Genomic DNA, 21,695 nt, shown 5'->3' with positions numbered 1-21,695 from the left:
TCAAGGACGCTGACCATGACGCCAAATAAACCTTGGCTTGCCCATTATCCGAATGGTGTACCCAAAACTGTCAATCCAGACAAATATAGCAGCATAATGGAGCTATACGAAGAGTGTTTCGAGCGCTTTCGTATGCACCCTATGACAATCTGTATGGGCGTCACTCATACTTATGGCGATGTTGATAAAGCGTCACTTGCAGTAGCAGCATGGTTGCAATCGCAAAATATTCCTAAAGGCAGCGTTGTGGCCTTAATGATGCCAAACATTCCACAGTACTTACCGATCATGATTGGTATTTTGCGAGCAGGCTATGTTTGTACGCCAGTTAATCCATTGTATACCGGCCGTGAGCTACGCCATCAGTTGAACGATTCTGGCGCTCAGGTTATTTTTGTGGTCGACAACTTCGCTCAAGCCCTCGAACAAGTCGTGGACGAAACCAATATCAAGCGCATTGTATTGTCCAAACTGGGTGATATGATGGGACTCAAAGGTATGTTGGTCAATACCATTGTTCGTCAGGTCAAGCGTTTGATCCCAAAATACAAGCTTGACGATCCAAAACACGAAGTGACCAAGTTCCCTGATGTACTTAAGAGGGGTAAAAACCTCCCTTTCCATGCGCCAAAGATGAGCTTAGATCAGCTTGCTATTTTGCAATACACAGGTGGTACTACCGGACTGTCTAAAGGGACGATACTCACTCAGCGCAACATCGTATCTGCCGCCTTGATGGCAGAAGCTTGGTATCGCCCTGTTACCTCAGAAATCAATGAGGTCTATATCAACATGGTCATGGCGCTACCGCTTTATCACATCTTTGCCTTTTCGCTCAGCCTGTTAGGCATGCGTTCAGGCTACACGTTTATATTGGTGCCAAACCCACGTGATATGCCAGGTTTTGTCAAAACCTTATCAAAGCAACCATTCCATATTTTCCCAGCAGTAAACACGCTATTTAAAGCATTATTGGAGCAGCCAAGCTTCAAAGAGCTGGACTTTAGCTCGCTTCGCATCTCACAAGCAGGTGGTATGGCAGCAACCGAACAAACAGCAACACGTTGGTTAGAAATCACAGGTTGTCCGATGGTCGAAGGTTGGGGAATGACTGAAGGCGTCGCGGGTGGAACTGCTAACCTTATTACTGATCGTAAGTTCAATGGCACTATTGGCATACCTGTACCCAGTGTCGATATCATTCTGATTGATGAGGACGGCAACCGTTTGGGCGTCAACCAAGCAGGTGAGATGTGTATCAAAGGACCAAATGTCACCTCAGGTTATCTCAACAGAGAAAGTAGTGATGACTTCACCAGTGATGGTTATTTTAGAACCGGTGATATCGCCAGCATGGATTCAAAAGGCTACTTCACCTTACTTGATCGCAAAAAAGACATGATTTTGGTCTCAGGGTTTAACGTATTTCCTAATGAGATTGAGTCTGTGATGCTAGATTGTGATGGTATTATTGATTGTGCGGTCATTGGGATTCCTGATGAGCGTCAAGGTGAAGCGGTAAAAATTTATATCGTCCCTGCTGATAACAATGTAACCAAAGAAGTGATTACAGAGTTTGCCTTAGACAATTTGACAGGCTATAAATGCCCACGTCACATCGAATTTGTGAGTGAACTGCCAAAGAGTAACGTTGGTAAAGTACTGCGTCAAAAGCTGCGCGAGAAACACACTTTAGACAACGCCTAAGCGCTGAGTTTAAACCAATAAATAAAAAAACCGCTTACAGCGTGATGTAAGCGGCTTTTTTATTTATTGCCAGTAGCATCAATGCTATTAACTGACTGTACTCACAACTCTAAGTGGCAAATGCTTTAATGCCTGACCCACAAACGACCATGGTAGGCTCGGTACACAAGCTTCTTCTACGCCTGCTTCGATGGCGGCAACAATCGCTTTCGTACCCGTATCAGCATCGACCTCAAACGGTAATGGCTTGGCATTTTCGTTAATTTCGGTACGAATATAACCAGGATAAATGGTAGAGACTTTGATAGGAAGCTTGGTTAAGAGCATGTCTGAGCGAATCCCTTCTGCCAAATGTGCTAACCCTGCTTTACTTGCTCCATAAGCTGTCAAATGCTTAGGCATCCCGCGCATGGCTGACATGCTTGATATAACCACTAAATGACCACTGTTTTGTGCTCGAAAAATACTCATCGCAGCTTCACATTGCGCCAATGCTGATATGAAATTGATTTCGACGGTACGGCGATTGGTATCAAAACGCCCTTTACCGATACGGCGACTATCGCCAATACCAGCATTGACCACCACTCGATCAATGCTGCCAAACTTTTCTGCAAAGGCATTAAAAACATCAAAGATGGCATCATAATCACTGACATCAAGTGTCTGATACTCAACACGTATATTAGGATATGCTGCTGTCAATTCTGACTGCAAACGCTCCAAACGATCAACACGGCGAGCACAAATAGCAAGATTATAGCCAAGCTTGGCGAAAAGTTTCGCCATTCCCTCACCCAGCCCTGAACTGGCACCCGTGATGAGTACTGTTTTATTGTGTCCAGCCTGTTTTTTATTTAAGTCCTGCAAGTAACGAGACGGCTGAACCGCGCTCAATATCTGTTTTTTACTTTGATTAGCACTCTTAACAACTGAATTGATCAACTTATTCTGCATGGACAATCCTTTTTTATAGATGTTGGGTAAAGTTGATAGTCTATAATACCGCAAATCTATAGATTGGGTTTGTCAGTTATAAAAATAAACAATAATTAGGCAAAAAAGATTGCTGACTTTTGATGCATAGCCAGCAATCACCATCAAATAATAATCCCTCTATCATTGATTTAACGCATCTATACTATGTTGAATCAGATCAATCAAATCACTTTAGCGCCAAGTAACAAAGCGTTTGCCTTCACAGAACAGATGGCTGTACTCATTTAAAGACATCAAACGAGTGCTTTGCTCTTTTAGGGTGATGGATGTGACACCCGTATTGACTAAGCTTTTGTTCAACTGATATGCAATTTGACTGCCTTGTTTTAATAGTTGCGCAGTAATGGCAGCAATCACACCGCCTGAGGTAAATACCAACACTGTACTATCACCACCTAAATTTAGGTCTGCTACCTTTGTGCGAACCTGCTCAATTGCTTGCTGTGCACGCTCATTGAACTGTGGCCAGCTCTCAAGGTAATCGTGGTCATTGTCACCGCCATGCCAGCGCTGCATCGCTTGATCGAATAACTCAGCAAGTCTTGTATTTGGTGCTTCTGACTTAGCAATTTCAGCAGCGAGCGCAGCACGATTACTAAAAGTAGGGTCCGATTTTATCAATACATCTTGGTGATTGAATTCGTCGAACTGCGGCAGGATGTAGCTGTCAGGCTCATCAATATTGATTGCGGACGACAAAGGCAGGGCTTTGCTACAGTCAGTGTTGATTGATGATTGGTAACGCGCCAAAAAATTTCGGGCAGAGTCCTGCTGTCTGACCAAGCTGCCTGTAAAGATGGCATCAATACGGCGCTGCGTGGTTGCATAATGTTTACCCAGCATTTGCGCCTGAGTACTGCCCAGCTCTGAGAGCTGATCGTAATTTTCTTGGCCAAAAGACGCCTGACCGTGACGCACCAACAGTATGGTTGTCATAAATGAATCCCTTCTTATCATATCTTTCATAAATTATTATTTGATTGTTTGCTCAGCAGACTTATGAGACGCCGGTACAAAATAACTTTTGGGTAAAATACCTTTAATCACAGACTGTAGCGGACTTGGCAGCTGCTCAATAGTGGCAGCATCAATACCTCTGTCGTGCAGATGAGGCTGCACATGACTGGCAAACAATGCCTCCCCTTCATATTGAGCAATCAATTTCAGACATTTGGCATGCAGCACATGCACGATGATCCAAAAACTCTTAAACGTAGAATTGGTCGTCTGTTTATTGTAATAACGATAGTAAATTTGCTGGACAATCCCTGCCAGACGGAACAAACCAAACACTTCATAAAAGGTCCAATTGTCTATCTTGAGCCCTGTCTGTTCAAGGTAATAATCAACCACTTCATGACGGGTCATCATGCCTTCTAAATGGGTTGGCTGACGACGAGATTGCTGCATAATGATATTGTCATCTTCTTCAATCCAGTATGCCAAAGCACTACCCAAATCCATTAGAGGGTCACCCAATGTCGCCATTTCCCAATCAAGGACACCGATGACTTCCGTGGGATTATTGGCATCCAAAATCACATTGTCAAAGCGCCAATCATTATGAATCACACAGGTTTTACTGTCCGCAGGTGTGTGCTTACCCAGCCACTGTCTGACTAGTGCAAAACTTGGGACATTAGGTGTTTTTGCTTTGACATAGCGCTTATCCCAGCCACTAACTTGACGCTCGCAATACCCTTCACCGCGCCCCAAACTCACCAAATCAGGATGTTGCTTATAATCCACTTGATGCAGTTCAATCAATGCGTCGATGACATTGGTACATAACGCCCGCGTTTGTGCAGTGTCTAAATCGACACCCTTGGGTAGATTGGCACGAGGAATGACGCCTTCCATGCGCTCCATGACATAAAAATCAGCGCCAATCACGTCTTCATCTGTACAGAGTGCCACCATTTTTGGTACATAGGGATAAGCCTCTTTTAGTGCTTTTTGCACCGTATATTCGCGCACCATGTCATGGGCCGATTTGGCTTTGGTGCCTTTTGGCGGCCGACGTAAGATCAAATCTTGATTGTCGTATTGCAAACGGTACGTCCAGTTTGAGGCGCCGCCTGAAAACTGAGTGACGGTAGGCTCACCTTGTATATCGATTCCTTGGTCGCGCAGCCATGTACTGACAGCCTTGACATCAAGCGCTTCACCCTCGCGAACCTCGCCGCCTTTATCCAGTATTTGACTGTTGTTCTCGGTGGATTGATTTTTGCCATCGGTTTGGCTTGCAGAATAATCAGTTGCCATAAGATGTTCCTTATCCTGTGGTCATTTATTATTAAAAATTTAGTGTGAAAATGATCAAACCATTGAGCCATGAAAAATTCACTACTCAACCATTCATAGTGAATTTTTCAAAGCGCTTTATCTTTCAAAGTATTTTGTTATGGCTTAAGTGGTTTGCTTACCTTTGCGTCAATATTTGACTAAAAATGCATACTTTTAGCCATGCTTATGACGACTTTTTAGGTGTAGATGAGCGACTAAAACCTTGACGCTTTAATTCTAATTTGGCAATCATGGTCTTATGTACCTCATCAGGCCCATCGGCCAGTCGTAGTGCCCGTGCTTGCGCAAAGAAGTTGGGTAGCATTGTGTCTTGGCACATGCCCATACCACCATGAATCTGAATGGCCATGTCCACCACTTCTTGCAATACAGTGGGAGCCACAACTTTGATGGCTGATATTTCAGTGAGTGCAGCCTTTGTACCTTGCGCATCCATTTTTTGTGCCGCATACAAGGTCAGTAAGCGAGCTTGATCGATTTTGATACGGGCATCACTGATACGCTCAAAATTTCCACCCAATTGTAGTAAAGGTTTACCAAATGCGGTGCGTACCATACCGCGCTTCACTGCCAACTCAAGCGACTTTTCGGCAGCGCCAATACAGCGCATACAATGATGAATACGACCTGGCCCTAGACGCCCTTGAGCAATCTCGAAACCCATACCTGCGCCACCAATAAAATGACTGACAGGCACTCGCACATCATGAAAGCTGATCTCGCCATGTCCATGCGGTGCGTCATAATCGCCAAATACTTTTAACATGCGCTCGATATTGACGCCTGCTGTTTTGACGGGCACAAGCACCATAGAGTGCTGATGATGGCGGTCTTTGTTTTCGTCAGGTGTGTATGCCATGACAATCAAAATATCAACGGCAGGATCACCAAGACCAGACGACCACCATTTACTACCATTAATAATGATCTCATCACCCTCTACCACAGCGGTCGCTTGCATATTGGTCGCATCGCTTGATGCTACCTCAGGCTCAGTCATACAAAATACAGAGCGCGTTTTACCCTCCAAGATTGGGGTTAGCCATTTGTTTTGCTGCTCCTCAGAACCGTATCGCCACAACAGCTCCATATTGCCGCTATCAGGGGCATTACAGTTAAACACATAAGGCGCTAGCAAACTGCGACCGGTTAACTCTGCAATCGGTGCATAGTCAGTGACCGAAAGACCAGCACCTAAGGTGTCATCTGGTAGAAATAAATTCCACAGTCCAGCTTCCTGTGCTTGCTTGCGTAAGCTCTCGTATTTTTCTGGCCACTGCCAGTTACGCCAATTGCCATCAGGATTTTGCTCATGACACTCATGCCAAAACTGTGCTTCAATGGGTTCAATCTGTGTCTCGATAAACGCTTTGACTTTTTCATACATGGCTTGACCATGTTCTGTTGCCGTAAACATCAATGTATTGTTAGACATAGGTGACATCCTTTTCCTTATTTTCATCAAGTTCTAATAAACAATTTTTTATAGTGCACGTACGTATACTGTTTTTTGTCTCCTGTATTTATAACACAGCAGTTTTGAATAAACAGCAAAAAGGCGCGACCCATTAGGACACGCCTTTTACAAAATACAAACAGTGCTCAGATGATTATCAGTAATGCCAAATACTATCTAAACATAATCACAAATCTATTTTAAAATATTCAGACGACTGTTTAGATCAAAACGAGCCAATGCATCTGGCAATTTATCGACAGCTATCGTTAGCGTTGCCTCTGCCGCTTGTGCCAGTCCAAGCTTTTCTGCCAATGTTGGCTTCTGACGTGAATGCAGTGCATATACCTCACTATCATCCATACGAGCTAAAATATAGCTGTCAGAGGTCTGCAAGCTGTCAATCAAGTTCAGTTTTAGTGCGTCTTCACCGTACCAGTGCTCACCTGTTGCCACTTTGGCAACATCTAATTCTGGGCGATAAGTATTGACGAAATGCTTGAATAATTCGTGCGTCTGCTCCAGCTCCTCTTGGTACTTTGCGCGATCTTCTTCGTCATTCTCACCAAATACAGTCACTGTACGCTTATAGTCACCAGCGGTGAACATCTCATAATCGACGTCATGGTTTTTTAGCCATTTATGAAAGTTTGGCAATTGTGAGACCACACCAATTGAGCCAATAATCGCAAATGGCGCAGCCACGACATTATCTGCCACGCACGCCATCATATAGCCGCCGCTCGCCGCCACTTTATCGACACAGACCGTTAGCTTTAGACCAGCATCTTTTAAGCGCACCAATTGCGCGGCTGCTAGTCCGTAACCATGTACGAGGCCGCCACCGGATTCAAGACGGATGACCACTTCGTCACCTTTGTTTGCAGCGCTAATTAGGGTGCTGATTTCTTCCCGCAAATGCTTAACAGCTGTCGCTTTAATGTCACCATCAAAATCCAAAACGAACACTTGTGATTTGGTATCGGTACTAGCGCCTTTTTTCTTGTTTTTGGATTTGGCTTTTAATGCTTGCTTGGCTTTTTTTGCCATGGTTTTTTTAAATTGCTTAAGCGCGTCTTTACCTTGCGTGGCTTCCATCAAATCTTCGCGGCGCTGTTTTTGCGCTTCATTAAGATGAAGTATCTTAAGCTCAATAGGGTTTTTAGGTGAATGAAACAACATAATGGCAATTCCTCAAGTCAGTAGATATATCGATATGGCTGTTTTTATTAGCGTGCGGTTGATATGCGCACACTTGATTAAATTTTCAAGCAAACTGACAATATTTAACCCAATCCAAATGTTACTGAATAAATAAGTCTGATACCGACGTATTACTCTGTTTTGATTAAACGCATCTGGTTGTATAACAATGGCAGATTAGGCATAATATGCGTTTGTATCAAATTTTCTGTAGCCAACGTGATGACCTTTGTCTAAATCGCGTTGTTTGTGCTTTTTATTGCAAATGGCTTGAATCGCACAACAATGGCTGCATTATTGTACTTTGAATTGGGCTGATAACTGGATAACTATATTATGACGCATAGCGAATACCGAGACGAATATTGCGGAGCCGTAACCGAAAGCTTACTTGAGCAAACCATCAGTGTCGTAGGCTGGGTACATCGTCGTCGCGATCATGGCGGCGTGATTTTCTTGGACATGCGTGACCGCGCTGGTATCTTGCAGGTAGTTGTCGATCCTGATACCCCAGAAGCCTTTGCTACTGCTGATGCGGTACGTCCTGAATACGTACTAAAGATCACTGGCCGCGTACGTCGCCGTTATGAAGGCACCGAAAATAACAATATGACCAGTGGCCAAATTGAGCTATTGGGTAAAGAAATTGAAGTACTGGCCAAATCTGAAACACCGCCTTTCCCATTGAATGACGAAAAAACCAACGTATCAGAAGACTTGCGTCTAAAATATCGCTACCTTGATATGCGCCGTCCGCAGATGCAAGAGCGCATGGTATTCCGCGCCAAGGCCACATCAGCGATTCGTCGTTATTTAGACGATCATGGTTTCTTGGATGTCGAAACGCCTATTTTGACTCGTGCAACACCAGAAGGTGCGCGCGATTATCTTGTGCCATCACGTACGCGTCCTGGTAACTTCTTTGCTCTGCCGCAGTCGCCACAACTATTTAAGCAATTATTGATGGTGTCAGGTTTTGATCGTTATTATCAAATCGCGAAATGTTTCCGTGATGAAGACTTACGTGCCGATCGTCAGCCTGAATTCACTCAGGTCGATATTGAGACGTCTTTCTTAAACGAAGAAGAAATCATGAACATCAATGAAGGTCTCATCAAGCATTTGTTCAAGACCATGATGGACGTTGAGTTCGAGCAATTCCCTCGCATGACTTATGCTGAAGCAATGCGTGATTATGCCTCAGACAAGCCTGACTTGCGTATTCCATTGAAATTGGTTGACGTTGCCGACTTGATGAAAGACGTCGATTTCAAAGTATTTGCAGGTCCTGCTAACGATCCTAAAGGTCGTGTGGCTGCCCTACGCATTCCTGGTGGCGCCTCATTGAGCCGTAAGCAAATTGATGCTTATACCAAGTTTGTTGGCATCTATGGCGCACGCGGTCTGGCTTATATTAAAGTCAATGACGCAAGCAGCATCAACAATGGTGTGGATCAAGAATCAGGTCTACAATCACCTATCATCAAAAACATGACTGATGATGTTTTGGTTAGCCTCATCGAGCGTACTGGTGCAGAAGATGGCGACATTATCTTCTTTGGTGCAGATAAAGCCAGTGTGGTGAATGATGCTATTGGCGCGCTGCGTCAGAAGATTGGTTTAGATCTTGAGATGACAACTTGTCAGTGGGCACCGCTTTGGGTGACTGACTTCCCAATGTTTGAAGAGACTGATGATGGTCGCTGGACGTCTATGCATCATCCATTTACTAAGCCTAAAGGCTCTGTTGAAGAGCTGAAAAGCAACCCAGAAGCTGCTCTTTCTATCGCTTATGACATGGTACTAAACGGTACTGAGATTGGCGGTGGTAGCTTACGTATCAATACCTATGATATGCAACAAGCCGTACTTGATGCACTAGGTATCGGTGAGCAAGAGGCGGAAGATAAGTTTGGCTTCTTACTTGACGCGCTAAAATTTGGTGCACCACCGCATGGCGGCTTGGCATTTGGTTTGGATCGTCTAATCATGCTCATGGTAGGCGCAGATTCTATTCGTGATGTCATCGCTTTCCCAAAAACAAAAACTGCTGAGTGCCCATTGACTCAAGCGCCTGCTGAAGTCGATAGCAAGCAGTTACGTGATCTTGGTATTCGTGTGCGCGAAAAAGCACAAGCTGATACCAAATAGTAAATGATGTGATGATGTTTGGTTATTTTTTACGCCACATGCTAGGTGATTTATCACCATATGGATACTCATGAATCCATATCATGTTTTTAAATACGTGCCATTGTCTATATTACAGACAATGGCACGTATTGTTGCTTGGGTAATTATTAAGATGCCCCGTTTAAGCATCATGCGTACTATTCATATCAATATGGCGCTGATTGCTCCTGCCTTATCTCATGCACAAAAAACACGACTGACCACAGACATTATTTATCATCAATGTTTGACCAGTATTGAGTCTATTAAAAGCTGGGCGATGCCGCCCGAATGGAGCATTGCTCAGATTTGTGATGTCCATAATAAAGATATTTTATTAGAAGGACTGGCCAACCCCAATGGTATGCTTGCTATCGTCCCTCATCTTGGTACATGGGAGATGATGAACGCGTGGCTCAATCAGTTTGGCTCACCAACCATTATGTACAAGCCTGTCAAAGGCCATATGACCAATGATTTTGTGTTAAAAGGTCGTGCACGGCTCAATGCAACTTTAGTGCCTACTGATGGTAGTGGCGTTAAGGCTGTATTTAAAACGCTCAAACAAGGTGGATTTAGTATTGTTTTACCAGACCACGTACCTGACCCTTCAGGGGGTGTGGTCGTGCCTTTTTTTGGTATCAATACCTTAACCAGTACACTTGCCTCCAAACTTGCCAGCAAAACCAAATGTGCCTTGGTGGGCTTATCTTGTATTCGCCGTGACGATGGACGTGGGTTTGATATTTATTGCTACAAACTTGATGACCCAGCCTTGTACGACCGTAATGCTGAAACCGCCACAGGCGCTCTTAACCGTGTCATGGAACACATGATTAAGGACAATTTTAGTCATTACATGTGGGGCTATCGACGTTTTAAACGTATACCAAGCCTAGGCAACCCTTATAGAAAAGACAAATCAGCATTAGCAGCCTTTATTCAATCGCATCACGCTACCACCTCCGATCATTCTGACAATGGTTTAAGTGGTAATATTAAGATCGATGATCACAGATAATACCTATAATATAGTTTAACTGCATAAAAATATCGTGAGTGGCAGTTATGCTAATATTGGCCAAATCTTGCATCTTTTTTTTATTGTTCGTCCTTCATTTACCTCACCATTATTTCACGACGAGTGCATTATGACATCTGACGTAATTAAGACCACCCCAATAGATTCAACTCACACCCGCGATAATACTGCTGACCAGCGCTATATTATTTGTATGAAGTGGGGCGACAAATACGGTCCTGAATATGTCAATCGTCTTTACAATATGGTCAGTCGTCATCTTACACTAGATTTTCAGATGGTTTGTTTGACTGATGACAGCACTGGTATTGATCCTGATATTGTTTGTTACCCTATCCCTGAGATGGATCTGCCCGCTGGCCCTGAGCGCGGCTGGAAAAAGCTGACCACCTTTAAGCCTGAGCTTTATGACCTTAAAGGTGTGGCGCTGTTTTTGGATATTGATATAGTAATTGTCGATAATATCGATGCGTTTTTCACTTATCAAGCGAAGCATGAAGACAGTGTGGTCATCATCCGCGACTGGAAAAAGCCGTGGCGTATGATTGGTAATAGCTCCGTGTATCGCTTTAATATTGGCATGAATACCTATCCTGATTTGCTGGCAAACTTTGAGCGCAATTTTGAAACCATTCGTACCCAAGTGCGTCACGAGCAGGCTTACCTCTCTAACTATTTGCGCGAGCATCATCACCTAGAGTACTGGGATAAGACATGGTGCGTGAGCTTCAAGTATCAATGTATCGCGCCCATTCCTTTTAACTTTGTGCGGGCACCTGCTCTTCCAGATGAGGCAAAAATTGTAATTTTCCATGGTGAGATTAACCCGCCCGATGCGATTGCTGGTAGCGGCGGCAAATGGTATCGACATGTGAAACCAAGCCCATGGTTAAAGCAATACTGGCAGTAAATATATAGCCATGAGCCATGTCTATATACTTCACCAATAGTCCAAACAATTTACAGGTAACGCATTAGGATACAAGTTATTTGAGGTCAACGACTGGAACATAGTATGGCGTTATATTTGAGGTTACCTGCTACCGCTGGGTTCAACATTAATAACGAGCTCATCGTTATTAGTGCTTTTAATGCCAATGAAGCGGAGCAAAGTTTGCTTGGACAAGACGTCAATATTATTGCCTCAGGCCCATCTGTACAACAATTAGCATTGTCAGAACTATTAGACACGCCCACTATTTTTGTTAATGGTAGTCTTAGCCTTACCGGACGGCATCAATTTACTCATGTCGCCGGCTACGTTATTAGTGACGCGCGCTTTATCAATCATCAACCTGACATTTTACGTCAGTATTATACGGGTCAACCTTTATATGCAACATTAGCCGTCTTTGAAGCGATGGCCACGACTCACCCTGATATCATGCGTACGTATCATCACGCCATGCGGGTATTGTATCCAGTAGACAGACCGTGGGGCGTCAAATCAAATAAGCTATCATTCAATAAGCTAATTTTTAAGAAAAAACGCCTGAATAAGAAAATGCCTTTATCCTACTTTATCAATCATCCGAATTTTGTTATTGATAGCGGTCATAGCTCTACTGAGATCGGCGTCTCACTTAATGTTACTCATGGATTTGTCGAGGCGGGTACGGTTGCTTACGTAGCCACACAACTGGCGTTCTCACGCCATGCGGCGACTATTCACCTATACGGGATTGATTTACTCAATAGCGATGAGCCGCGATTTTACGAAAATAACCACAACCGCGCGCCAAGCACACTGAACAAAGTCATGAACGAGCGCATTGTGCCTTCTTTCAATTTATTGAGTAGGAGCTATAAGGCACATGGTGTCGCTGTGATCAATCACTCCCCTGTCTCCAAATCTCTATTTGATGATCTTTAGTCATTCTTAACTGATGAATTCAACGCTACACCAAATTCTAAATATTGCTGCGCGATATGATTCGGTAAGAGCTGCTGATTTAGCGGTACTATGTAATTCGTCAGATCGTCTACTGCTTGATCGATGAGTATCGCCAATCCCTCAATATTACCGACAGGTATCAAGTTTTTGACAGGTAGCAACTCTCTTGGACCAAATGGACAATCGGTACTGATCATTGGTACGCCAAGTGCTTGCGCCTCTACAATGACATAACCAAAACCCTCGAATTTGGAAGTGAGCACCATCAATGCCGCCGAGGCAATGATCGAATAAGGATTGGTCTGAAAGCCTAAAAACTTCACATCATCACTGATATCGAGCTCAAGCGCCAGCGCTTTAATCTCTGCTTCAAGCTTGCCTTTACCGACCAATACTAATGGCAGCTTCCGCTCTGTTTTCGCATAGGCTTGTAGCAAGTCTCGATGACCTTTCATGGTATCGAATGAGGCCACATGAATAATATACTGTTTATCTGCTAAGCCAAACTGTTCGATATGTGGTTTTTGTGACGCTTTGCTTTGAATCCAAGCGACATCGCAAGGATTATAAATGGTTGCGGTTTTGGTGATGTCTCCTAAAAGCGATTTTAAATCTTTGCGTGCACCCTCGCTTACACAGCTACAGGGATGAGCACCATAGACCATACGTAAGTGACTTATCGCCTGTAGTGGTTTATCAGATAATTGATGCTCAAACTGCTTAGATAGCGCTGTATGTAGCACATTCACAATGTTGGGTAATTGGCTGTACGCCATAATCCAATTTATTTTATATATGTTAGCCAATATTAGATCAGGCGTCCCTATTTGGCTTAATATATAATTGTCAACCCGCTGAGCAATAGTCCTATAATCGGCTGATTGGGTAGAAGATGGTGCCATATTTTGAGGAGAAAACACCTTATCATATGGCACCACATGATAGTGAATACCAGCATCCAAGGACATGTCTTGCGTGTGTTCCAAACATAAAATATGAACGCTATGGCCCATTTTTACATAAGCACTTGCTAACGTTGTCACCATACGCTCAGCACCGCGACCTTCAAGCGCTTTCAAAATAAATAGAATAGTTGCAGGCATGGTTATTCCAGCTTAAGGTTGTAGAAATATAAGTATGGCAAACTGGTCAAATGAGCATATCAATGGTTACGATGATTGCCAAATTTTGACTTTATATGCTAGTCTCAGCTACCTTTGGCCCTATGCTTAGACTGATTGAAGTATGGTTATGTGCTCTCACATGAAAGAATGTGCAGTCTTCACTATACAGATCAGTTAGACCTTGCCAATCTCAATACGTACTGTTTTACTGTCGCAGCTACAACATTACAGATTAGCATATATTAAATAACGAATAACGATACCGGAGAACAATATGGTATTAGATTTGACCGTAGCTCCTAATGCTCAGTTCAATATCGACAATAAAACTATTACTGTTTATGCATTTGATGCGAGTAAGCCTATACAGAATCTTCATAATCAGACTGTTAATATTATTGCCTCTGGTCCTTCCATTGCTGATTTAGCATTTGCAAAACTATTAGATATGCCGACTATCTTTGTTAATGGTAGCATTAGCCTAACAGAACAGTATGACTTTACCAATATAGTAGGTTATGTTATCAGTGATGCTCGCTTTATCAGTCACCAACCTGAGATTTTACAGAAGCATTACACAGGTCAGCCTCTGTACGCAACTTTAGCCGTATTCGAAGCAATGAAAATCACTCACCCAGCCCTTTTACTCATGTATCATCAAGTCATGAGGATTCTACACCCGGTAGATCGTCCTTTAGCCACCAAATCAAAGCCCTCTTTTTTTAGTAAGCAGGGGTTTAAAGAAAAATTCCTTAATAAGAAAAAGTCTTTAACAGAATTTAAAACTCATCCAAACTTTGTAATCGATGACGCTCATAAACCAAAAGCAATCGGTGTGTCTCTTGATATCACTTACGGTTTCGTAGAAGGCGGTACTGTCGCTTATATAGCAGCACAATTGGCATTTTCTAGACAAGCTGGTGCCATTCATTTATATGGTATTGATTTACTAAACAGTGACCAGCCCAGGTTTTATGAAAGCACTGATAATAGTGCTCCGTCAAAATTGAGCAAAGCCATCACTGAACGTATTGTGCCTTCATTTAACTTGCTAGGTCGTGTGTATAAGCACCAAGGTATCCCCGTTACCAATTTTTCTCCAGTCTCCAAAACCTTATTTGATAGTCTTAATGGATAAAAACTTATTTACTCTTTTCAAAAATTTAGGCATTCCTAATAGTTATATAAAGGACTAGTTATTGATATAAGGACTCGTTAGTTTTAACTCCTTACACTAATTAATGATAAAATAGGTCGCGCTATCGTTAAAAACGCCCTTTTTTCTATAAATACTATATGTGACGTTAAAAAATAAGCATACCTACTAAAGAATTTCGTTTGGTTTCGATAAACTGACAATGACTATGCTATTATTCGTTTTTGCCAAAACAGCGTAATATGATCTACGCGTTTTATTTTTTTATAAATTTGATGAGTTTCACTAGCAATTAGAACAACCATCAATTTACTTGCGTTCAAACCTTATAGAGTGTTCAATGACTACAGTTTCCCATCCTCAATCCTTTGAGAATACCAGCTCTCAAGATAGTTTCATTGTTTGTTGTTTCTTTACAGAAAATTATCGTGATCATGCTTTATCCTTAAAGCAATCACTAGATAGTTTTGGCTTAAACTATTACTTCAAGCAAGTTGACGACGCAGGTTATTGGGAAGCAAACACCCGCATTAAACCACATTTCATTTTGGACTGTTTACACCAGTTTCCCGATAAAAATGTCCTATACTTAGACGCCGATGCCCTCGTTAAAAAACCTCTAGATTATTTTAACCATATTAACGCTGATGTTGCCTTTTATAAGACAAAAGGCATGGAAGGCATGTCTCATGACTATCTGGCCAGTACGATGTTTTTCAAAAATACAGAAAATACCGTTAATCTGGTTAAACAGTGGATTGCTGAACAGGTAGATGGTAAACGTACTCAGGTAGATCAAGACAGTCTTGACATGGCAATGGAAAAGCTTGGTGACCAGTTATCAATTGAACCACTTAATCCTGGTTATATTAAAATATTTGATAAAGACTACGAAGGCGACGTCTTTATTGAACAATATCAAGCAAGCCGAGGTCATACTAAGCTTAAACGTCAAATGATAAGAAAGCGTAATAGGATTGTCATCCTATCAATTATAGTGATCGTCATTCTTCTTGTACTAGTGGTTGTTAATTAATTTTCTAAATTTAAATGAGTAGCTCGGCAACAGTCAAAAGAGATAGGTAATACTATCGGTTTTTTATTGATTATATAAAGTATTCAATGTAACGTTTCAAATTATTTTATCTAGGAGAGCATGGCATGATCTTTACGCCTATGGATATTTCTGCAACTATTTCAGCTCAAACTGGGCAAGCCCATAACGATAATACCTTAGCTTTTTGTGTGGATGATAGATATCTGCCTTATGCCTTATTCGCAGCTGAACAGTTCATTACTCTACATCCCAATTTTCCATGCGATATTTGTATTTGCTTGCCTGATATTAGCAAAGTACCTGAAAAGTTTAAAAACCAACAAATTCGCTTTATTGAATTGGCCATCAATGGAATAGATACTTTGCCTGTAGGACGCCTTAGCATTGCTGCATACTATCGTCTATTTTTACCGCAAGTTTTTGAAGATGCCTATGAATATATCATCTATTTAGATGCTGATACTTATATTAATAAGGCTTTTTATCGTGACATGATGGAACATGTAAAGGGTTTCCCGTCAGACTTTTCTGTTGCTGCTGCGGCCGATATCATGGAGTTAAAGTTCCGCTCATCTTTTAAAAGCAAGCAGAGTGTTGTTGACTCTTATGTAAAGTCTTATCATAAGTTAGAACATATTTATCGCAATTCAGGTGTGCTCGTGTTTCATACCAAGAATTATGTAAAAGAAAATGTATTATCTAGAGTTTTTAACTATGCCCTTGAAAATGCTAGCAGTCTACAATGCCATGACCAATCAGCGCTCAACAGAGTTCTGCTAACTGATATAGCGCTTTTACCGTTTGACTTTAATTGGCAAATCAATAAGCTGACCTATAAGTTTACGGATATTATAGACCCTTACATTATTCATTTTATCAGTGATAATAAACCTTGGATGACTGATAATAAATATACTGTCAAATATCAGGAAGTTTACAAAACATTCTTATTAACCAATTTTCCTGAAATCACGCCTGAGATTTTGACCATGTTTGATAAAAGACGCAAAACGCCAAAATACGATAACCCTGTTAAGGAGTTCGTTTCAAGAGAATGGCAGCGTGTAAAAAATAACTCTTCAGAGACTTTCATGCAGATATCAGGTTTTGAGAGAGCGAAAGATAAGTACAACGTCAGACAAGTATTGGTTAAGACCCCATTTTTGATAAATACAAAGCACACATCGTATGAGAAAAACTAAACAATTATAGCTATTTTCTATAAAAACAAGAAACGTGCTATTCATAATATGAGTGACTTTAAGAAGTACTTTGATATGAATAGCGGTTTATGTTTGTATGACTGGCTTTTAGCTGCCAAAATGGTTTGTAAGCCATTTTGACATAACTTATTATCCAATAATTATTAATGAAGCCTTCTCCCTCTTTTTACATGTTTATAAGTTAGCAATATAACGGATAAGCGATTACAATGCGCGTTACTATCGATTGTTCTTAGCTTTTTTATCAACCGCTATCTATATGTAATCCTATGATTGAATCTTTATCATACATGTGCGAGCTTATTCATGCCCTCTATTCCTTCTCCCGCTCATAGCCATATCAAACAATGGCAGTCGTTTCTTATATTACTTGGTATATATTTTATATTGTGGAGCATTCTGCCTGCTTTTATCGCTAGTAGTGTGCCATTTGATGTCAGTGAAGGTATTAATTGGGGCAGTGAATGGCAGTGGGGATATTATAAACACCCGCCATTATCTTCATGGATACTGTATAGCTTCTATCAGATTTTTGGGCACATCGGTCCTTATTTATTAAGCCAACTATGTGTGCTCTTGACCCTATTTTTAATTTATCAATTGGGTAAAAAGATTTGGTCACAAAAGACAGCCCTGCTCGGCTCCTTACTCACGCTTGCCGTCGTTTATTACGTTTATCCAAGCCTTGAATTTAATCATAATGTTGCTCAGTTTCCCATTTGGGCGGGCTTGTACTTGGTGTTTTATCAAGCTCTAACGCGCAATCGTTTGAGCGACTGGCTGTTGCTTGGTGTACTCGGCGGGCTTGGTATGCTCACCAAGTATAGTGTCATTTTTTTGCTGTTACCGATGGCACTATATTTGGTATTACCAAAACAGTGGCCTTTACTTAAGCAACCACAACCATGGATTGCCGCCTTTGTCATGCTCGCCATATTTGCACCGCACTTGTACTGGCTCATGACACATGATTGGTTACCACTGACTTATGCAAGTGGGCGCTCCCAAGAGGTGATTGAAACGGCTAACGGTATCACGCGTCATTTTAGCTGGCTCGGTTTTCTTGCAGCTCAAATTGTCGCGCATATCCCACTGTTGTTAATGCTTGGATTTAATCGTAAACGATTGATTGGTATAAAGGACTATAAATACAGTTTACCCACTGGCGCGCCCTTACTATGGTATCTTTGGCTTGCTCCTCTTGTGTTGCTGGTAATACTAAGCTTGGTGTTCGGTGTCGGACTGCGTGATATGTGGGGCATGCCAATGTGGGCATTGTCAGGGCTTCTTGCCGCCTCCTTTATCGCACCCGCCACTCAAGTTTTGACCGCTACTAAACTGCGTAAAGCACTAACGATCTGGCTTGCACTTGCGACCGTACTCATGGTGGTGTATGTTGGTTTTGGCGATAAAATACGCCATAAGCCTTCACGGATGAATTGGCCTGAAAAAGCCTTGGCAGTCAAGGCCCAAGACACATGGCAGACCTTGAGTAATTGTCCGCTTGATAGTGTGTCGGGCGATCGATGGCTTGGCGCATTGGTTGCTATGAATAGCAGCTTCCCATCACAAATGATTTCAGGGCCTGCCAGGCATTCACCATGGATGAGTGCTGATCGTCTTCAAAAAAATGGGACGCTAATCCTATGGCAAGATGGTGATGAAGAAGATATCGTATTGCCTTTGCTAGATGATATAACAGTCACTGATATTGGCGTAACCGACAATATAGATGCTACTGGTAAGGTCAGTAACAGTAATGATGACATCAAAAATAACCCGATGGCTTTGGTAAAGCAACAAGGTCAATGGCAAGTTGATTGGCGCGATATCAAGGCGACTGAGCCTTTATTAGTAAACTGGACTGCTTATATCCCTATTAGTTGTCTTAAATAGCCTCAGTAGATTACGGTTGTATGACAGTTTGTTGATTATACCGTTCAACCCATTTTGATAAGTGTGCTTATGTCTCAAAACCATTCAAACTTACCTTATTTGTCTATCATCATACCAGCGTACAATGATGCAGAAGCAGTACAGGCTTTTTTGCCAAAAGTATTCGCATTTACTGAGTCATTCTGTGCGCCTACAAGTGATGATATCCTTATGGGTAAAACCACTACGAGCCGCTGCGAGATTATCATCGTTGATGATGGCAGTCAGGATGATTTAACTCAAGTAGTGACTACTCTAATGCCGACTCGTCCCAATAATACAGCGCTTCATCTGATACGCTTGTCTCGTAACTTCGGCAAAGAACCTGCCCTCAGTGCTGGCCTTGCTAAAGCACAAGGTGATGTGGTTGCCATGATTGATGCTGATGGTCAGCACCCATTATCAGTGCTGGCACAAATGCTTAATATGATTGCACAACCTGATATCGATATGGTGGCTGGCATTCAAGCAAACCGTCCTCATGAGAGCAAGCTTGCAAAAACGTTAAAAGGCAGCTTTTATCATTTTATTCAAGACAGACAGCGTTATGAGATTCGTCCCAATGCTGGCGATTTTCGCGTCATGAATCGCAAAGTTGTTCAAGCATTGCGCTTACTGCCCGAGCGCCAGCGTTTTATGAAAGGATTGTATGCATGGGTGGGCTTCAATACTGTTTATCTACCCTTCACCGCAGACAATCGCGACGCAGGTGAGAGCAAATTTAACTATGGCGGACTGTTTGAATTGGCTCTAGTTGGGATTACGTCCTTCTCCCAAAAGCCCTTACGCTGGATATCTCGCATGGGATTTTTAGTTTCTGCTTTGGCATTTTTATACGGCTTGTATATCGTTATTGATACGCTGTTATTTGGTGCTGATGTCGCAGGATGGGCAACCGTTGCGGCGGGTATTATGTTCTCTACCGGTATACAACTGGTCTGTATCGGTGTAATTGGCGAGTATGTTGGTCGACTATATGAAGAAGTAAAACAGCGACCGCTATATCTAATTAATGAAACCATCAGTAGCGAAAAACAGGTTGATGAATAAAGTGGCTATCACAAAATCAACAACAAAGTCGCCAGCCTCCACATCCCAACAAGCGCTATGGTTTTTGATCGTCGGCGCAAGTGCTGCATTGGTGCATTTTTTAGTCTTGGTCAGCATCGTAAGTTTTACCGCCATCACACCGACTTGGGCAAATGTTATGGCCTTTTTGCTCGCCTTTATTGTGAGTTTTTTTGGTCATTTTTATTTGACGTTTCGTCAGCCAATGCAAGCTTACGAGTATGACGATCAGAAACAAAACGCTAAGCAAAATTTCCGTGTATTCTCTTGGCGTCACTCCTTACCAACATTAATCAAATGGTTTGCCAGCTCAGCGGTAGGTTTTGCGGCCAATCAAAGCTTGTTTGTATTGGGTTTAAACTGGTTTGGTGAGCACTACTACATACCGATATGGATAGTAGTTACTGGCATTATTACGGTAATGACCTTTTCTTTAGGCAAACTGTGGGCGTTTAAATCATGACAATCAACGCGTTGCAACAACCGTCGTCTCAAGCCAAAGACAATGCCCGAGCCATTATGATTAATGTTGATGACTTAGGGTTGTCAGGTGCAGTGAACGATGCTGTATTGCATCTTGCTGAGTGCGGACGGATTGGCGCTAGCAGCTATATGGTTGGCGGGACAATCACTGATAGTGAGATCAAGACGTTGACAGCCTTGAACGTCGATATCGGTTTACATTTAGACTTAACTGGGATATTTCCATCTGCACTGCACAGTTCTCTTAAGTCAATTATTGTGGCAAGCTATCTGCGCAAACTCAATCCTGCTCAAGTCAATGACGTTATAAAGCAACAACTGGATGCGTTTGAAGACTGTTTTGGACGAGCGCCTGTCTTTATAGACGGTCACCAACACATTCATCAGTTCCCAATTATTCGTCAACATCTAGTCAATGAAATCAGCACCCGCTACAGCAAAAATACTCAAACCTCTATGGGTGCACGAGTGACGACACCTTTGGTTCACGACATAAAATCTTGGATTATTTACGCACTTGGTGGTAGTGTATGGCGCAGGCTGTGCGAAGATCGTCACCTTTCTATTAATGATCGCTTTGGCGGGGTATATGGGTTTGATGCTACCAGTCAAGAGTTAAGCGCACTTTGGGAGACTTGGCTACAAAAAGCACCACGTACGACTAGCCTGCACCCGTTGCTGGCTGATTCGCCTTTCACACTAATCATGTGCCATCCTGCGGTACCCAGTAATGCTTGGCAAGATGAGATTAAGCAAGCGCGCGAGCTTGAATACGAGTGGTTAATGAGCGAGCAGTTTGGTCAACAGTTGCAGCAACATGACGTCAGATTGGTACGTTGGTCAGATATCAGTATGAGCACCTAAACACT

General features: G+C 42.4%; 18 protein-coding genes. 12 read left to right on the top strand and 6 right to left on the bottom strand.

Annotated features, from left to right (window positions below):
• Positions 1–15 precede the first annotated feature (15 nt).
• Complete coding sequence (locus CZ794_RS10175; RefSeq protein WP_087041477.1) at positions 16–1,707, top strand: AMP-binding protein; 1,692 nt, start codon at positions 16–18, stop codon at positions 1,705–1,707.
• A gap of 87 nt (positions 1,708–1,794) precedes the next feature.
• Here CZ794_RS10175 and CZ794_RS10170 read toward each other — a convergent pair whose 3' ends face one another.
• The 5 genes from CZ794_RS10170 to sohB form a co-directional block, all read right to left on the bottom strand.
• Positions 1,795–2,664, bottom strand: a complete 870-nt coding sequence (locus CZ794_RS10170; protein ID WP_087041476.1) for an SDR family oxidoreductase — start codon at positions 2,662–2,664, stop codon at positions 1,795–1,797.
• Positions 2,665–2,877: 213 nt separating this feature from the next.
• Positions 2,878–3,642: a histidine phosphatase family protein gene (locus CZ794_RS10165; RefSeq protein WP_087041475.1), complete on the bottom strand. Its 765-nt coding sequence runs from the start codon at positions 3,640–3,642 to the stop codon at positions 2,878–2,880.
• 36 nt (positions 3,643–3,678) lie between these two features.
• Complete coding sequence (locus tag CZ794_RS10160) at positions 3,679–4,971, bottom strand: phosphotransferase family protein (RefSeq protein WP_087041474.1); 1,293 nt, start codon at positions 4,969–4,971, stop codon at positions 3,679–3,681.
• Between the two features lie 205 nt (positions 4,972–5,176).
• Positions 5,177–6,430 (bottom strand): acyl-CoA dehydrogenase family protein, encoded by a 1,254-nt coding sequence (locus tag CZ794_RS10155; RefSeq protein WP_179207298.1) that lies wholly within the window; start codon positions 6,428–6,430, stop codon positions 5,177–5,179.
• A 234-nt stretch (positions 6,431–6,664) separates the two neighbouring features.
• The gene (sohB, locus tag CZ794_RS10150) at positions 6,665–7,651 is read right to left on the bottom strand and encodes a protease SohB (RefSeq protein ID WP_087041472.1); all 987 of its coding nucleotides are present in this window, start codon (positions 7,649–7,651) and stop codon (positions 6,665–6,667) included.
• Positions 7,652–8,008: 357 nt separating this feature from the next.
• Between sohB and aspS the strand changes: the two genes are divergently transcribed.
• The 4 genes from aspS to CZ794_RS10130 all read left to right on the top strand — a co-directional run bounded on the left by aspS (position 8,009) and on the right by CZ794_RS10130 (position 12,759).
• Positions 8,009–9,823 (top strand): aspartate--tRNA ligase, encoded by a 1,815-nt coding sequence (gene aspS, locus CZ794_RS10145; protein WP_087041471.1) that lies wholly within the window; start codon positions 8,009–8,011, stop codon positions 9,821–9,823.
• Positions 9,824–9,881: 58 nt separating this feature from the next.
• Positions 9,882–10,865 (top strand): lysophospholipid acyltransferase family protein, encoded by a 984-nt coding sequence (locus tag CZ794_RS10140; protein ID WP_373407921.1) that lies wholly within the window; start codon positions 9,882–9,884, stop codon positions 10,863–10,865.
• 130 nt (positions 10,866–10,995) lie between these two features.
• Entirely contained in the window at positions 10,996–11,796 is an 801-nt protein-coding gene (locus CZ794_RS10135) for a glycosyltransferase (protein WP_087041469.1), read from the top strand.
• A gap of 105 nt (positions 11,797–11,901) precedes the next feature.
• On the top strand, positions 11,902–12,759 hold the full coding sequence (locus tag CZ794_RS10130; RefSeq protein ID WP_087041468.1) for a hypothetical protein: 858 nt from the start codon (positions 11,902–11,904) through the stop codon (positions 12,757–12,759).
• Here the strand turns inward: CZ794_RS10130 and CZ794_RS10125 are convergent.
• Complete coding sequence (locus CZ794_RS10125) at positions 12,756–13,883, bottom strand: glycosyltransferase (protein ID WP_087041467.1); 1,128 nt, start codon at positions 13,881–13,883, stop codon at positions 12,756–12,758. The two genes, CZ794_RS10130 and CZ794_RS10125, sit on opposite strands and share 4 nt — an antisense overlap.
• A gap of 295 nt (positions 13,884–14,178) precedes the next feature.
• On the opposite strand from CZ794_RS10125, the gene CZ794_RS10120 reads away from it, so the two are divergent.
• The 7 genes from CZ794_RS10120 to CZ794_RS10090 all read left to right on the top strand — a co-directional run bounded on the left by CZ794_RS10120 (position 14,179) and on the right by CZ794_RS10090 (position 21,690).
• Positions 14,179–15,042 (top strand): hypothetical protein, encoded by an 864-nt coding sequence (locus tag CZ794_RS10120; RefSeq protein ID WP_087041466.1) that lies wholly within the window; start codon positions 14,179–14,181, stop codon positions 15,040–15,042.
• 358 nt (positions 15,043–15,400) lie between these two features.
• On the top strand, positions 15,401–16,096 hold the full coding sequence (locus CZ794_RS10115) for a putative nucleotide-diphospho-sugar transferase (RefSeq protein WP_087041465.1): 696 nt from the start codon (positions 15,401–15,403) through the stop codon (positions 16,094–16,096).
• A 125-nt stretch (positions 16,097–16,221) separates the two neighbouring features.
• The gene (locus CZ794_RS10110) at positions 16,222–17,319 is read left to right on the top strand and encodes a glycosyltransferase (RefSeq protein ID WP_087041464.1); all 1,098 of its coding nucleotides are present in this window, start codon (positions 16,222–16,224) and stop codon (positions 17,317–17,319) included.
• A 327-nt stretch (positions 17,320–17,646) separates the two neighbouring features.
• Complete coding sequence (locus CZ794_RS10105; RefSeq protein ID WP_087041463.1) at positions 17,647–19,236, top strand: glycosyltransferase family 39 protein; 1,590 nt, start codon at positions 17,647–17,649, stop codon at positions 19,234–19,236.
• 69 nt (positions 19,237–19,305) lie between these two features.
• Complete coding sequence (locus CZ794_RS10100) at positions 19,306–20,325, top strand: glycosyltransferase family 2 protein (protein WP_087041462.1); 1,020 nt, start codon at positions 19,306–19,308, stop codon at positions 20,323–20,325.
• Positions 20,318–20,806, top strand: a complete 489-nt coding sequence (locus tag CZ794_RS10095; protein ID WP_179207283.1) for a GtrA family protein — start codon at positions 20,318–20,320, stop codon at positions 20,804–20,806. The genes CZ794_RS10100 and CZ794_RS10095 overlap by 8 nt, the downstream gene beginning before the upstream one ends.
• A complete protein-coding gene (locus CZ794_RS10090; protein ID WP_087041460.1) occupies positions 20,803–21,690 on the top strand; it encodes a ChbG/HpnK family deacetylase in 888 nt (295 codons plus the stop codon). Before CZ794_RS10095 ends, CZ794_RS10090 begins: the two co-directional genes overlap by 4 nt.
• The last annotated feature ends 5 nt before the right edge of the window (positions 21,691–21,695 follow it).

Origin of the sequence: Psychrobacter sp. JB385, from assembly GCF_900163785.1 — a bacterium.
In the GTDB taxonomy this organism is placed as follows: domain Bacteria; phylum Pseudomonadota; class Gammaproteobacteria; order Pseudomonadales; family Moraxellaceae; genus Psychrobacter.
Note: the sequence above shows the minus strand (reverse complement) of the source record. Positions and strands in the feature narration are given on the sequence as shown.

What these genes read in the sequence shown, in the direction of transcription:
- CZ794_RS10175 (WP_087041477.1), top strand. Translation starts at nt 16, where the DNA reads ATGACGCCAAATAAACCTTGGCTTGCCCATTATCCGAATGGTGTACCC.
- CZ794_RS10170 (WP_087041476.1), bottom strand. Translation starts at nt 2,664, where the DNA reads ATGCAGAATAAGTTGATCAATTCAGTTGTTAAGAGTGCTAATCAAAGT.
- CZ794_RS10165 (WP_087041475.1), bottom strand. Translation starts at nt 3,642, where the DNA reads ATGACAACCATACTGTTGGTGCGTCACGGTCAGGCGTCTTTTGGCCAA.
- CZ794_RS10160 (WP_087041474.1), bottom strand. Translation starts at nt 4,971, where the DNA reads ATGGCAACTGATTATTCTGCAAGCCAAACCGATGGCAAAAATCAATCC.
- CZ794_RS10155 (WP_179207298.1), bottom strand. Translation starts at nt 6,430, where the DNA reads ATGTTTACGGCAACAGAACATGGTCAAGCCATGTATGAAAAAGTCAAA.
- sohB (WP_087041472.1), bottom strand. Translation starts at nt 7,651, where the DNA reads ATGTTGTTTCATTCACCTAAAAACCCTATTGAGCTTAAGATACTTCAT.
- aspS (WP_087041471.1), top strand. Translation starts at nt 8,009, where the DNA reads ATGACGCATAGCGAATACCGAGACGAATATTGCGGAGCCGTAACCGAA.
- CZ794_RS10135 (WP_087041469.1), top strand. Translation starts at nt 10,996, where the DNA reads ATGACATCTGACGTAATTAAGACCACCCCAATAGATTCAACTCACACC.
- CZ794_RS10130 (WP_087041468.1), top strand. Translation starts at nt 11,902, where the DNA reads ATGGCGTTATATTTGAGGTTACCTGCTACCGCTGGGTTCAACATTAAT.
- CZ794_RS10125 (WP_087041467.1), bottom strand. Translation starts at nt 13,883, where the DNA reads ATGCCTGCAACTATTCTATTTATTTTGAAAGCGCTTGAAGGTCGCGGT.
- CZ794_RS10120 (WP_087041466.1), top strand. Translation starts at nt 14,179, where the DNA reads ATGGTATTAGATTTGACCGTAGCTCCTAATGCTCAGTTCAATATCGAC.
- CZ794_RS10115 (WP_087041465.1), top strand. Translation starts at nt 15,401, where the DNA reads ATGACTACAGTTTCCCATCCTCAATCCTTTGAGAATACCAGCTCTCAA.
- CZ794_RS10110 (WP_087041464.1), top strand. Translation starts at nt 16,222, where the DNA reads ATGATCTTTACGCCTATGGATATTTCTGCAACTATTTCAGCTCAAACT.
- CZ794_RS10105 (WP_087041463.1), top strand. Translation starts at nt 17,647, where the DNA reads ATGCCCTCTATTCCTTCTCCCGCTCATAGCCATATCAAACAATGGCAG.
- CZ794_RS10100 (WP_087041462.1), top strand. Translation starts at nt 19,306, where the DNA reads ATGTCTCAAAACCATTCAAACTTACCTTATTTGTCTATCATCATACCA.
- CZ794_RS10095 (WP_179207283.1), top strand. Translation starts at nt 20,318, where the DNA reads ATGAATAAAGTGGCTATCACAAAATCAACAACAAAGTCGCCAGCCTCC.
- CZ794_RS10090 (WP_087041460.1), top strand. Translation starts at nt 20,803, where the DNA reads ATGACAATCAACGCGTTGCAACAACCGTCGTCTCAAGCCAAAGACAAT.